The sequence below is a fragment of the Paraperlucidibaca wandonensis genome (assembly GCF_042677145.1).
In the GTDB taxonomy this organism is placed as follows: domain Bacteria; phylum Pseudomonadota; class Gammaproteobacteria; order Pseudomonadales; family Moraxellaceae; genus Perlucidibaca; species Perlucidibaca wandonensis.
On record NZ_JBHTIT010000001.1, the window covers coordinates 2,097,255 to 2,110,590 of the forward strand.

General features: G+C 52.9%; 12 protein-coding genes and 1 pseudogene. 10 read left to right on the forward strand and 3 right to left on the reverse strand.

The features are described 5' to 3' along the window. Positions 1 to 58: 58 nt before the first annotated feature. Positions 59 to 2,860 (forward strand): DNA polymerase I, encoded by a 2,802-nt coding sequence (gene polA / locus ACFQ0F_RS09965; protein WP_379071683.1) that lies wholly within the window; start codon positions 59 to 61, stop codon positions 2,858 to 2,860. Between the two features lie 73 nt (positions 2,861 to 2,933). Here the strand turns inward: polA and yihA are convergent. Then, positions 2,934 to 3,566, reverse strand: a pseudogene (yihA, locus tag ACFQ0F_RS09970) (ribosome biogenesis GTP-binding protein YihA/YsxC); the annotation flags it as partial. A 189-nt stretch (positions 3,567 to 3,755) separates the two neighbouring features. On the opposite strand from yihA, the gene ACFQ0F_RS09975 reads away from it, so the two are divergent. From ACFQ0F_RS09975 to ACFQ0F_RS09985, 3 genes are all read left to right on the forward strand, one after another. Continuing rightward, on the forward strand, positions 3,756 to 4,046 hold the full coding sequence (locus tag ACFQ0F_RS09975) for a c-type cytochrome (RefSeq protein ID WP_379071686.1): 291 nt from the start codon (positions 3,756 to 3,758) through the stop codon (positions 4,044 to 4,046). Between the two features lie 18 nt (positions 4,047 to 4,064). Further along, on the forward strand, positions 4,065 to 4,721 hold the full coding sequence (locus ACFQ0F_RS09980; protein ID WP_340675842.1) for a c-type cytochrome: 657 nt from the start codon (positions 4,065 to 4,067) through the stop codon (positions 4,719 to 4,721). A gap of 107 nt (positions 4,722 to 4,828) precedes the next feature. Next, positions 4,829 to 5,437, forward strand: coding sequence for a thiol:disulfide interchange protein DsbA/DsbL (locus tag ACFQ0F_RS09985; protein WP_379072177.1), 609 nt, complete (start codon positions 4,829 to 4,831; stop codon positions 5,435 to 5,437). 21 nt (positions 5,438 to 5,458) lie between these two features. Here ACFQ0F_RS09985 and ACFQ0F_RS09990 read toward each other — a convergent pair whose 3' ends face one another. After that, positions 5,459 to 6,079, reverse strand: coding sequence for a TetR family transcriptional regulator (locus ACFQ0F_RS09990; RefSeq protein ID WP_379071689.1), 621 nt, complete (start codon positions 6,077 to 6,079; stop codon positions 5,459 to 5,461). 68 nt (positions 6,080 to 6,147) lie between these two features. On the opposite strand from ACFQ0F_RS09990, the gene ACFQ0F_RS09995 reads away from it, so the two are divergent. From ACFQ0F_RS09995 to ACFQ0F_RS10005, 3 genes are all read left to right on the forward strand, one after another. Beyond that, the gene (locus ACFQ0F_RS09995) at positions 6,148 to 6,450 is read left to right on the forward strand and encodes a hypothetical protein (protein ID WP_340675840.1); all 303 of its coding nucleotides are present in this window, start codon (positions 6,148 to 6,150) and stop codon (positions 6,448 to 6,450) included. Between the two features lie 69 nt (positions 6,451 to 6,519). Further along, positions 6,520 to 8,064, forward strand: coding sequence for a 2,3-bisphosphoglycerate-independent phosphoglycerate mutase (gpmI, locus tag ACFQ0F_RS10000; RefSeq protein WP_379071692.1), 1,545 nt, complete (start codon positions 6,520 to 6,522; stop codon positions 8,062 to 8,064). Next, positions 8,061 to 9,302: a murein hydrolase activator EnvC family protein gene (locus tag ACFQ0F_RS10005; RefSeq protein WP_340675838.1), complete on the forward strand. Its 1,242-nt coding sequence runs from the start codon at positions 8,061 to 8,063 to the stop codon at positions 9,300 to 9,302. The genes gpmI and ACFQ0F_RS10005 overlap by 4 nt, the downstream gene beginning before the upstream one ends. A 3-nt stretch (positions 9,303 to 9,305) precedes the next feature. Here ACFQ0F_RS10005 and hisF read toward each other — a convergent pair whose 3' ends face one another. Further along, on the reverse strand, positions 9,306 to 10,079 hold the full coding sequence (hisF, locus tag ACFQ0F_RS10010; RefSeq protein WP_379071696.1) for an imidazole glycerol phosphate synthase subunit HisF: 774 nt from the start codon (positions 10,077 to 10,079) through the stop codon (positions 9,306 to 9,308). 98 nt (positions 10,080 to 10,177) lie between these two features. On the opposite strand from hisF, the gene ACFQ0F_RS10015 reads away from it, so the two are divergent. From ACFQ0F_RS10015 to ACFQ0F_RS10025, 3 genes are all read left to right on the forward strand, one after another. After that, entirely contained in the window at positions 10,178 to 11,398 is a 1,221-nt protein-coding gene (locus ACFQ0F_RS10015; protein WP_340675836.1) for a BaiN/RdsA family NAD(P)/FAD-dependent oxidoreductase, read from the forward strand. A 9-nt stretch (positions 11,399 to 11,407) separates the two neighbouring features. Continuing rightward, complete coding sequence (locus ACFQ0F_RS10020; protein ID WP_379071700.1) at positions 11,408 to 11,623, forward strand: VF530 family protein; 216 nt, start codon at positions 11,408 to 11,410, stop codon at positions 11,621 to 11,623. 83 nt (positions 11,624 to 11,706) lie between these two features. Then, a complete protein-coding gene (locus ACFQ0F_RS10025) occupies positions 11,707 to 13,317 on the forward strand; it encodes an NAD(P)/FAD-dependent oxidoreductase (protein ID WP_379071703.1) in 1,611 nt (536 codons plus the stop codon). Positions 13,318 to 13,336 lie beyond the last annotated feature (19 nt).

The following is a 13,336-nucleotide window of genomic DNA, read 5'->3' on the forward strand; positions in this document are numbered from 1 at the left end:
TGAAATGAAGTGACGCAACAGTGTAACATAACGCCACGATTTCGAAGCGAGCCACGTCATGAGTACACGCCCACCTCTAGTTCTAGTCGATGGCTCGTCATATCTCTATCGCGCCTATCACGCGATGCCGCCACTGACTACGCGCACAGGCCAAGCCACAGGCGCGATTAAGGGTGTTGTTAACATGCTAAAAAGCCTGGTTAAACAGGTCGGTCCTACGCATGTGGTCGTGGTTTTCGACGCGCCCGGCAAGACATTTCGCGATGATATTTACCCCGAGTACAAAGCTCACCGCCCACCCATGCCCGATGATATGCGCACGCAAATTGCGCCGTTGCACGCCATGGTGCGGGCGCTGGGTCTGCCACTGCTGTGCACTCCCGGCGTTGAAGCAGACGACGTCATCGGCACCTTGGCACACACCGCCGCCAACGCCGGATGGCCGGTGCTAGTTTCCACCGGCGATAAAGATCTGGCGCAGCTGGTTAATAAAGACATCACGTTGGTGAACACCATGACCAGCGTTGTGCTCGATGAGGCCGGTGTTTTCGGCAAATTTGGCGTGCGCCCCGACCAAATCATCGATTATTTAATGCTGATGGGCGATAGCTCTGACGGCATTCCTGGCGTGCCTAGCGTGGGGCCAAAGACAGCGGTGAAATGGCTAACAGCCTATGACGCGCTGGAAAATATCGTTGCCCATGCCGATGAAATTAAAGGAAAAGTTGGCGAGAAGCTGCGCGACTTCATTCCGCAGCTGGGCATGACGCGCGAGCTAGTGACTATTAAATGCGATGTTGAGCTTGATGAAAGTCTGGAAGATTTCGCGCTCAAGCCCAGCGATGAAGCGCTGCTATTAGCGCTCTATGATGAGCTGGAGTTTCGTAGCTGGGCCAATGAGTTACGCGCCGATGGCCATGTGCCGAACTCGCGTGGCGCTAGCGAATGGGCCACGCCACCACAATCAACTTCAAGCACTGCAAATGTCGTAGCGACCAAGAGTGCTTACGGGCCCACAGGCACAGACACTCGATTCCCCGCTCCCGAAAGCGATGCTAAAACAATCACGCACATCGTCGACACTAGTGATCAGCTCAGCGAGCTAATTGCCAAACTCATCGCCGCTAAGCGCTTTGCCATCGACACCGAAACCACTAGCCTAAACTACATCGAAGCTGAATTAGTCGGCCTGTCGGTTGCCATTGAGCCAGGGGAAGCTTGGTATGTTCCCGTTGGTCACGATGTCAGCGTTGAGCCTAAGCAGCTGCCAAAAGCCGATGTATTGGCCGCCTTTAAGCCGCTGCTAGAGTCTGAGCAGATCGCCAAAATCTTGCAGCACGCAAAATATGATATGCATATTTTCGCCAACGAAGGCCTCGCTTTGCATGGAGTGAGCTGCGACACCATGCTCGCCTCTTACGTGCTCGATGCCACCGCGACTAGGCACAATCTCGAAGCTTTGGGCGAATATTATCTTGGCCGTAAAGGCATCAGCTTTAGCGATATCGCTGGCAAAGGTGCTAAGGCAGTAACGTTTGAGCGCATCAGTATTGAGCAGGCCGCACCCTATGCCGGCGAAGATGCCGACTACACCTTGCAGTTAGCTAATCTATTAGAGGCAGAGCTTGCGAAAACGCCGGCATTACTCTCGCTACTCACTGATTTAGAACTACCTGTGCAGCGCGTGCTTCAGCGCATGGAGTATCACGGCACGTTGATTGATCCAGAAGTGTTACGCGTGCAAACGCTGTCGCTGACCTCGCGCTTGCATTGGTTAGAAACCCAAGTCTATGAGCTTGCAGGCGAAGAGTTTAATTTGAGTTCGCCTAAGCAATTGGGAGTAATTTTGTTTGAAAAGCTGGGCATTCCCGGCGGCAAAAAAACCGCGAGTGGCCAGTACTCCACGGCCGAAGATGTGCTCGAGCAGCTAAGTCACCCGCTGCCTAAGCTGTTGCTTGAGCATCGCAGCTTGTCGAAATTACGCTCGACCTATACCGACAAATTGCCCGAGATGGTGCAAGCTAAAACTGGCCGTGTGCACACCTCATATCATCAGGCCGTAGCTGCTACAGGGCGTTTATCGTCTAGCGATCCCAACCTGCAAAATATTCCGATTCGCACTGAAGAAGGCCGTCGTATACGGCAAGCGTTTGTTGCTCCAGCGGGTTGCGTGATCATGGCGGCCGACTATTCGCAAATCGAGCTGCGCATCATGGCGCATTTGTCGCACGACGAAGGCTTGCTTAAAGCCTTCCGCGATGGCCTCGATGTTCACCGTGCCACAGCCGCCGAAGTGTTGGGTATCACGCCGAGTGAGGTCACTAGCGATCAGCGCCGAGCTGCGAAAGCCGTGAATTTCGGGTTAATTTACGGCATGTCGGCGTTTGGTCTAGCTAAGCAGCTGGATATTTCCCGCAGTGAGGCCGCCGACTATATTTCGCGCTATTTCTCGCGCTACCCCGGCGTGCAGGATTATATGGAGCGCACGCGAGCGCAGGCGCATGAGCAGGGCTATGTGGAGACGCTATTTGGTCGTCGCTTAATGCTGCGTGATATCCGCTCGCCAAAACCGATGCTACGCCAAGCCGCTGAACGTGCGGCGATCAACGCGCCCATGCAAGGCACTGCCGCCGACATCATCAAGCGCGCCATGTTGCGTGTGCAGTCCGCACTCGATCGTGAAAATCTCAAAGCCGTGATGGTCATGCAGGTGCATGATGAATTGGTCTTGGAAGTGCCTGAGCTTGAGGTTGTGCGTGTTACTGCGCTACTGAAGGCTGAAATGGCCGCTGCTGCGGAGCTAGCTGTGCCGCTAGATGTGGAAGTGGGTATCGGTAAAAACTGGGATGAGGCGCACTAAAAACGCCTCCAATAAAAAGGCCATCAACGCTGGAATCCACATCCAGTGTTGATGGCCTTTTTGCTGCTGCGTGTTATTTCGCCGAAGCTGCCTCATCGCTGCTTTCTGCTTGCGAAGGCATGGGCATCTGCAACCATTCGCCAATTTGCAGAGCTGCCTCATCGAGACCGATGCGCGTAGTTGCCGAAAATAACTGCACGCTACCTTCGTAATTTAGCTCTTTAAGCGATTTACGTACGGCAATCAGTGCCGTAATAGCTGGGCCACGATTAAGCTTATCGGCCTTAGTCAGCAAAATATGCACGGCTAAATTACGCTGCTTAGCCCAGTCGAGCATGTTGCGATCGAAGCTCGATAGTGGATGGCGCAAGTCCATCAGCAAAATTAAACCACGCAAGGTGTGACGTTCACGCAGATAATGCGCCAAATGTTTTTGCCACGCCAGCTTCATAGCGATCGGCACTTTGGCATAGCCATAGCCGGGCAAATCTACTAAACGACGCTCTTCATCGAGAGCGAAAAAGTTAATCAACTGCGTGCGGCCAGGCGTTTTGGAGGCACGAGCCAACTGCTTCTGGCGAGTTAAGATATTGATTGCAGTGGATTTGCCGGCGTTTGAACGGCCAGCAAAAGCGACTTCATGGCCCATTTCAGGTGGGCATAAAGCAAGCGTCGGTGCGCTGATTTGAAACTGCGCACGGGACAGCGCAATCAACATGTATTCAGCGTCCGTCATAGTCTTTGCTCATTTTTAAAGGCTGGTAGTTTATAGGGCTACACCACGTATGGTCACTGCGATATACTATTTGACGTAAAAAAGCGTGATCGTTTCGTAGTGTTGTCGCATGATGGGTGATGTTAAAGCTCAATCTCCCTATAATCGATGGAGCATGTCATGAAAAAGCAATTAATGTTTGCAGCGTTGCTGATTGGCGTGAGCGCATTCGCTCAGGCAGCTACAACTGAGCAGCGTTACAAGCAATCGTGCGCCGCCTGCCACGCTACTGGCGTTATGCAAGCGCCAAAAATGGGCGATAAGGCTGCTTGGGCGCCGCGCTTGAAGCAAGGCGAAGCGACACTGCTTGCTCACGCTAAAAATGGTTTTAAGATGATGCCGCCGAAAGGCCTGTGTAATGATTGCACAGACGCTGAATATAAAGCGCTCATTAAATATATGTCTAAATAAGCTGCTACGAGTGCTCTTATGAAAAAGTTTGTTGCCGTTGTTTCGCTGTTATTGGGCGTTAGCTCATTCAGCCATGCTGCCGTTGTTATGCCCAAGGGCGATGCTACTGCCGGTCAAGGAAAGGCGGCGGTTTGCGCGGCCTGCCACGGCGCCGATGGCAATAGTGCTGCGCCCACCTTCCCTAAGTTAGCTGGCCAGAATGCTAAATACATTTATAAGCAGCTGCAGAACTTCAAAGCAGGCACGCGCGTGAACGCGTTAATGGCGCCTATGGCTGCCGGCCTAGCTGATCAAGATATGGCTGATCTAGCAGAGTATTACTCGCAACAGAAAGGCTCGATTGGCGGTGCGAACAAAGAACTGGTTGAGCTCGGCCAGAAAATCTTCCGCGGCGGCAAAAAAGAAATTGGCTTGACCGCTTGCTCGGGCTGTCACGGTCCTGCAGGCAAAGGCAACACATTTGCGGCATTCCCGCGTCTTTCTGGTCAGCATGCTGAGTACACCGCTAACCAGCTGAAAATGTTCCGTGCTGCCGGCCGTGATGACCTCACTGGCGATCGTCGCGACAATGATGGTGCCAAGCCTGGCGACTTAGGCCCTATGCAAATGATTGCGGCCAAGTTGTCAGATAAAGACATTCAGGCTTTGGCGTCGTACATTCAGGGTCTTCACTAAGCTCTTGTGTTGATGTGAAATGAGCCCGCCTATGCGGGCTTTTTTCTGTCAGCCAAGTGTTCACTAAAGCGTTAACCTGCTCTAACCGTTTAAGGATAATGACAATGATGAAGAAATTTATTGCGGTATTACTGTTGGCACTACCGACTTGGGCTCTCGCGTTGACGCCCGTTGAGGGCAAAGATTACACACGCCTAGCAAACCCAACACCTGCACTTAGCAGTGGTCTTATCGAAGTGCGTGAGTTCTTTTGGTATGGCTGCCCACATTGCTACACCTTAGAGCCACATGTTGCTGCATGGCTGAAAACCAATCCAGCCGGCATTAAGTTTGAGCGTAGCCCAGCAGCTTTAAACTCCGTGTGGGAAGCAAACGCTCGCGGCTATTATGTCGCTGAGTCATTAGGCCTAGTCGAGAAAACTCACGGCCCGCTGTTTGCTGCCATTCAGATCGATAAACAGCGCTTATTTTCGCAAAAAAGCTTAGCCAAGTTTTATGCTGGATTTGGTGTGAAAGAAGCCAATTTCAATGGTCTTTACAACTCATTTACGGTTAGTGCAAAAGTTGCTCAGTCACGCAATTTGGCTGTGCGATACCAACTATCGGGTGTGCCGGCTATCGTCGTTAATGGTAAGTATTTAGTGCCAGGTGAAAGTGCACGCACCATTGAAGTGGTGAAAGCATTGGTAGCCCAAGAGCAAGCCAAGAAGAAATAAGTAGATAAGAAAAAGGCGCTTTTAAGCGCCTTTTTCTGGCTTCCACGCATGAGCGCCAAGCATGATCAAGCGTAATTGCTTGGTGGTTCGTAATACTTGCTCGGCATCGTCTTCCACATAAGGTAGCGCCAGCAAATCTAGGGCTAAATGGATGACGGTGTTGACCACAAGATCGGCCAGCATAGCGAGGTCATCGCGTGGGAAGTCTGTGTAGATTGGCCATTGCTGCAAGTCTTCAGCAAGCTCAGCAACAAACTGGCGCATTTGCGTGTGAATGGTTTCGCGCACTTTCGGTGGGCCACCGGCGCGTTCGCGTGCAAGAAACTCAAAGTACAATGGGTTGTGGCGGATAAACTCGACCAGTGCCGTCACAGACTCAGTAATAGCGGCTCCGCCTTGTGCTTTTTTGCGGACTTGGCGCATGACCACGCGTAGTTGCCGGCAAGCCTCGACCGCAAGCTCTTCGCCCAAGGCGTCGAGGTCGGGAAAATGGCGATAAAAACCGGTCGGCACTAAGCCTGCTTGTCGTGATACTTCGCGCAAGCTCAGGCCTGAAAAACCAGCGCCTTCATGCATGAGCGTCAATGCTGCATCCATTAGCGCTTGTCGGGTTTGTAGTTTTTTTTCTTCGCGCAGTGCCATGATGGTCCCTTATATGCTGCGGCTAGTTTAGCATTAGCGCACAGATGTTCACTAGAGAGGTCAAAGCAATGTCATTTTTAACCCGTGTTGAGGCCATTAAGGACTTGATCCAAGAGGCTGTTGACAAAGGTGCCACCAGTGTTGAGCAAATTCACCAAGCCATCGCCTCGATGCCACTTGATGCCCTAGCCAAGCGTGGCTTGCTTGAAGATGATGCAGCTGCGGCTAAAAAGACCCATGCCGAAACAATTGGCACCGTGTATGACGCCATCCGCCGCGTAAATCGCGAAGTTGGCGATCTAGCTTCGGGCCTGATTGAAACCGTAGAAGATCAGATCGCGGCGCAGAAAAATATCGGCAAGAAAGACTAAAGCCTCACGCTCCCTCGGCTAGTCCGAGGCTGTTACACTTAGGCGTTACCGACCACCTCGGGGAAATCCGTGACACGTAAACCGCATGTATTGATCATTTTGGATGGCTTTGGCCATAGCAACACATCCGATTCGAACGCGATTAACGCGGCGAAAATGCCGAACTGGCAAGCCATGCTGGCGGATTATCCGCACGGTTTGGTGTCTGGTTCTGGCGAGGATGTAGGCTTGCCCGATGGGCAAATGGGCAACTCCGAAGTTGGTCATATGAATCTCGGTGCTGGTCGTGTCGTCTATCAGGATTTTACCCGCGTCACTAAGGCCATTCGCGACGGCGAGTTTGAGCAAAACCCTGCGCTAATTGCTGCGATAGACAAAGCCGTTCACGCTGGTCGTGCCGTGCATGTGCTGGGCCTGCTGTCGCCGGGCGGTGTGCATTCGCATGAAGAGCATCTTCACGCCATGGTCGATATGGCTGTAGCGCGTGGCGCAGAGCAGGTATATGTGCACGCATTTTTAGATGGCCGCGACACGCCACCACGCTCCGCTGAGCCTTCATTGGCGGCGATGGAAGCGCATTTAGCGAAGACAGGTAAAGGTCGTATTGCCAGCATTATCGGCCGCTACTTTGCGATGGATCGAGATAATCGCTGGGATCGTGTCGAAGCTGCGTATCGCCTGCTCACGGAGGGTGTGGCTAAGCGCCAAGTCATCAGCGCGGTTGAAGGCTTGCAAGCCGCCTATGCCGATGAAGTTAGCGATGAGTTCGTGCCGGCGACTAGCATTGTGCCCGAAGGCAAATCACCAGCTCTCATTAGCGATGGCGATGCCGTGGTTTTCATGAATTTCCGTGCCGACCGCGCACGTGAAATCACCCGCGCCTTTGTCGATGAGTCTTTCTCCGGCTTTACGCGCGCTGTGCATCCCAAACTCTCCGACTTTGTCATGCTTACTCAATACTCCGACAGCATCAAAGCGTCGGTGGCATATGCCCCAAGCGCCCTGCATAACTCTTTAGGCGAATATTTATCTGGCTTAGGAAAAACTCAGCTGCGCATTGCCGAGACTGAAAAATATGCTCATGTCACCTTCTTTTTTAGCGGCGGTCGCGAACAGCCCTATGATGGCGAAACGCGTATTTTGGTGCCCTCACCAAATGTCGCTACTTATGATTTACAGCCTGAAATGAGCGCCGAAGAAGTCACCGACAAACTCGTTTCGGCCATTACTTCTGGCGACTACGACGCACTGATGTGCAACTACGCCAATGGCGATATGGTCGGCCACACCGGCAACTTTGACGCTGCTGTGAAGGCTTGCGAAATGCTAGATCGCTGCTTGGGCCGTCTACGTCAAGCCATCGAGCAAGTTGGCGGTGAGATGCTAATCACTGCCGATCACGGCAATGTTGAACAGATGCGTGACAATGCCACCGGCCAGGCACATACCGCGCATACTTGCGAGTTAGTGCCTTTTGTCTATGTCGGCTCGCGGAAAAATATGCGCATAGCTGAGAATGGCGTTCTGTCTGATGTCGCGCCCACATTGCTGAATCTCATGGGGTTAGAGCAGCCCATAGAGATGACCGGTCGACCGCTCGTGGTGTCCGTATGAAGATGTTGAGTCAACGTTTAGGTTTAGTTCTACTGCTCGCCAGCGCTTGCGTTTCAAATGCATTGGCAGCCGATGGCAATCAATTGCGCAGCGAGGCAAGCTCGACCAAGTCTGATTTAGACTCGGTGAAAAATGAGATTCGCACTGCCACAAAAAAGTTACGGTTGACCCAGGCCGAGCGCACTAAGCAGCAAAAAGCCTTGAACTCAGCTGAAGCAGAAATTAATAAACTGCAAAAATCAGTCGCTGAAACGGAAAAAGAAAGCAATATGCGTAAAGCGCGCGTTAATGTTTTGCGCAAGCGCCAAGCCGAATTAGCAGCGGTTAAGCGTGAACAATTAGCTAGCTTAAAAGCCGATATGCAGGCCTCCTACCGTGCCGGTCGAGACGATTATTTCAAACTCTTATTGAACCAAGAGCATCCGGCATTGCTGGCGCGTCAGCTGCGTTATTTCAGCTATATCCAGAAAGCTCGCAGCGAACGTATCGATGAGCTGGATGTGACTTTGGCAGAACTCGCGGCAGTAGAGGTAGAAGAGGCAGAGCAAGTTAAAAAGCTTGCAGCGCTTGAGAAAAAATTAGAGTCCGAACAGGTGCAGTTAGAAGGCGCCAAATCACAGCGAGCAGCGGCGCTTAAGATTCTCAATAGCGATATTGCGAGCCAAGATAAAAACCTCAAAAGCTTGAAGAAAAACCAAGCAGCGTTGCAAAACTTGATGCGTCGTTTAGAGCGTCAGGCGCGTGAAGCAGATCGCCTAGAGCGTGAGCGTCGTGCCAAGGAAGCTGCTGCAAATAACAAGCCTGCGCCCGTGGTGAAAGATAAAACTGTGTGGAGTCAGGAGCCGGATTATTCGGTGCCTTACCGTGGCAACTGCTCACTACCCGCAAGTGGTGGCATACGTGCGCAGTTTGGCGCCGACCGTGGCGGCGGCTTGCGTTGGAATGGCATTGTCATTGCAGCCAATAGTGGCGCAGCGGTTAAGGTCGTGAAAAGCGGTAAAGTGCTCTACGCCGACTTCTTGCGTGGCTATGGCAAGCTGGTCATCGTCGATCATGGTGGTGGCTTCATGTCGCTATACGGCTACAACCAAAGCATTAATGTGAAAACTGGCGATAGCGTTTCGGCCAACCAAACGGTGGCCAGCGTTGGTGATGGTAGCGAGGGCGAAACCGGTTTGTATTTCGAGACGCGCCTACGTGGCCGACCGAGCCAGCCCGGTAACTGGTGTAATTACTAGGTCCTAGCGACGCATACAAATACCGTGGTTGGCCAAGAAGTCTTTGGCCTGACCCACGGTATATTCGCCGAAATGGAAAATGCTCGCCGCTAGCACTGCATCAGCCCCGCCCTGCAAAATACCATCGCATAAATGCTGCAAGTTACCGACGCCGCCGGATGCAATAACTGGTACGCGCACCGCTGAGGTAATGGCCTTCACCAGTTCCAAGTCATAGCCCGCTTTGGTGCCGTCGGCATCCATGCTGGTTAGCAAGATCTCGCCTGCACCGTATTTGGCCATGCGCTCAGCCCATGCTACGGCGTCGATGCCGGTGCGATTGCGGCCACCATGAGTGAAAATTTCCCAGCGCCCAGGCTCGCCCGCGAGTGATACGCGTTTGGCATCGATGGCGGCGACGATGCATTGCGCGCCAAAACGTTGTGAGGCCTCCAAGACAAACTCAGGGCGTTTTACAGCTGCGGAATTGATGCTGACTTTGTCAGCGCCGGCATTGAGCATGCGACGAATATCAGCTACTTCACGAATGCCGCCGCCAACGGTGAGCGGCACGAATACTTGCGATGCCATGCGTTCAACCGTACGCACCATGGTGTCACGGCCTTCTACGCTGGCAGTGATGTCGAGAAAAGTGATCTCATCGGCGCCCTGTTCGTCATAGCGTTTGGCGACTTCAACCGGGTCGCCAGCATCACGAATATCGAGAAACTTAACGCCTTTGACGACACGGCCCTGATCAACATCGAGGCAGGGAATTATGCGTTTAGCGAGCGTCATGGCGAGGTACCGAATAAGAGTTAGCGCGCATTTTATCATGGGTGCCGCTAGCGCGAGCGACTATACTCGCGGCCATAAATATTCGGCGAGGTGAATCCGTGGCGCAGGCGTCTGCACAATTTGATGTGGTGATTATTGGTGCCGGCGCGTCGGGGCTAATGTGCGCCATGGCGGCAGGTCAACGTGGGCGTCGCGTGTTGGTGCTCGATAGCAGCAATAAGATCGGCAAAAAGATTTTGATGTCGGGCGGAGGCCGCTGCAACTTCACCAATATGCAGGTCGAGCCCGAGCATTTCATCAGTGAAAATACGCACTTTTGTGTGTCGGCGCTGAACCGTTATACGCAGTGGGATTTTATTGCGTTGGTAGAAAAACACGGCATTGCCTATCACGAGCGCAAGCATGGCCAGCTTTTTTGCGATGACTCGGCGAAAGATATTTTGGCAATGCTAGTGAATGAGTGCGAGGCGGTCGGTGTGCGTATTCGTAGCCATGCCAGTGTCACGGAGATCGCTGAAAAGCCTAGTGGCTTCACAGTGCATCTTGGCCAGGAGCAAATTCGTTGCGAATCGCTAGTTGTCGCTACTGGCGGCCTGTCCATCCCAACGCTGGGCGCTAGCGGTTTTGGCTACGAAATTGCGCGCCAGTTTGGTCATGAAGTTTTGCCCACACGCGCAGGCCTTGTGCCAATGACTTTTAGTGACGGCATGAAAGCTGTGACTGAGCGCTTGAGCGGCATTGCTCTCGATACTGTGGTGAGCAGCCATGATGACGCGCCGAGCTTTCACGAAAATATGCTGTTTACGCATCGTGGCATTAGCGGGCCGTCGATACTGCAGGCATCGAATTATTGGCAGCTAGGCCAGCCAGTGCAGATCGATTTGCTGCCAACGTCGCCATGGGGTGAGATGACTCTGAGCGATTGGTTGATTGCGCAGAAAAAAGCTCAGCCGAAAGTATTGCTAAGAACTCTGCTAGCACCGTTTTTGGTTAAGGCTCTGGTGCATGAATTGCAAACTTTGCTCTGGCTTGGCGAAGCTGAAAAACCCATGGCGGATTGGTCTGATGCGGCTCTTAAGCGCGTAGCAGCAGCACTAAACGGCTGGACATTGCGGCCCTCTGGTACGGAGGGTTATCGCACCGCTGAGGTGACCTTGGGCGGAGTTTCGACCAATGAGGTATCCTCGCGCACCATGGAGAGTCAGCGCCAAACAGGCCTGTATTTTATTGGCGAAGTGCTCGATGTGACTGGGTGGCTTGGTGGTTATAACTTTCAATGGGCATGGGCATCTGGCCATGCCGCTGGGCAATTTGCCTAAGAGGTGGCTGTGAACGACAAACGTAGCAAAGACCCGCTGGAAGGCATCACATTGGAAAGCATAGTGACGCATTTGCACGCGAAGTATGGCTGGGCGGAAATGGCCCGCGTGGTAGATATTCGCTGTTTTAAAGACAATCCCAGCATCAAATCTAGCCTGACTTTTTTGCGCCGTACACCGTGGGCGCGCGCTGAGGTTGAGGCGCTGTATATTCGCAGCCTATAACGCGTGCTCGGAAATTTAGACTTAGTGCTAAGCCATAAAATGCGACGACAACACGCGCACCACAAGATACGAAGAGAATCATCATGCTGCGACTAACCGACCTAAAGCTGCCATTAGAGCACACAGACGAAGCGCTGCATTCAGCCATTGTCTTGCGGCTGGGCATTGCAGCCAGCGATCTGCTCAGCTTTAACGTCTATAAGCGCAGCTACGATGCTCGTAAGCGCGGCCATATTTTGCTTATCTATAGTCTCGATGTGAACGTGAGCAACGAAGCCGCTGTGTTGCTGCGCTTGGCCAATGATGTGCATATTGGCCCGTCGCCTGATACGACCTATCAATTTGTCACGGACGCACCAAGCGAAGACTTCTTGCGCCCTATCGTCATTGGCTTTGGTCCATGCGGACTTTTCGCCGCGTTGATTTTGGCGCAAATGGGCCTAAAACCCATCGTACTCGAACGTGGTAAAGCTGTGCGCGAACGCACCAAAGACACCTGGGGCTTATGGCGCAAACGCGTGCTAGAGCCCGAGTCCAATGTGCAGTTTGGCGAAGGCGGTGCCGGCACTTTCTCCGATGGAAAACTCTATAGCCAGATTAAAGACCCACAGCATCACGGCCGAAAAGTATTGACCGAGTTTGTTAAAGCCGGCGCGCCAGCGGAGATTTTATACGTCAGCAAGCCACATATCGGCACCTTTAAATTGGTCACGATGATTGAGCAGATGCGACAAAACATCATCGATCTTGGTGGCGAGGTTCGTTTTAATCAGCGCGTGAAAGATTTGCATATTGAGAATGACCAAGTGCGCGGCGTCACGCTGGCTAGCGGCGAGCAAATTCGCAGTGACCATGTCGTGTTGGCGATTGGCCATAGTGCTCGCGACACCTTTAAGATGCTGCACGCGCGCGGCGTATATGTTGAAGCTAAGCCCTTCTCTATTGGCTTCCGCGCTGAGCATCCACAATCGATGATCGATGCTTGCCGCTTCGGGCCGCAGGCGGGTCATCCAATTTTAGGTGCGGCGGACTATAAGCTAGTGCATCACGCCAAAAATGGCCGCTCGGTGTATAGCTTTTGCATGTGCCCTGGCGGCACGGTGGTGGCATCTTCGTCTGAGCCTGAGATGGTCGTGACCAACGGCATGAGCCAGTATTCGCGCAATGAGCGCAATGCCAATAGTGCCATCGTGGTCGGCATCACGCCCGAAGACTATCCCGGCGGCCCACTCGCCGGCATCGATTTTCAGCGGCAATGGGAGTCGCAGGCCTATCTGCTTGGTGGCAGCAATTACGATGCGCCGGCACAGCTTATTGGCGACTTTATCGCGCAGCGACCATCGAGCGCATTGGGTAGTGTAGAACCATCCTATAAGCCCGGCGTGAAGCTCGGCGAGCTGGATGCAAGTCTGCCTGAGTACGCCATTGCAGCCATTCGTGAGGCCTTGCCGGCATTTAATAAGCAGATTCGTGGCTATGCCATGAATGACGCGATATTGACCGGTGTGGAGACGCGCACATCGTCACCAATACGCATTAAGCGCGGTGCCGATATGCAGAGCATCAATACCAAGGGCTTGTACCCAGCCGGTGAGGGTGCGGGGTATGCCGGCGGAATTTTATCTGCCGGCGTCGATGGTATTAAGATTGCGGAGGCGGTGGCTTTGAGCTTAAAAGCGGCAGCTGCGCGCTAGACGAGCAGCTTTGAAAAGA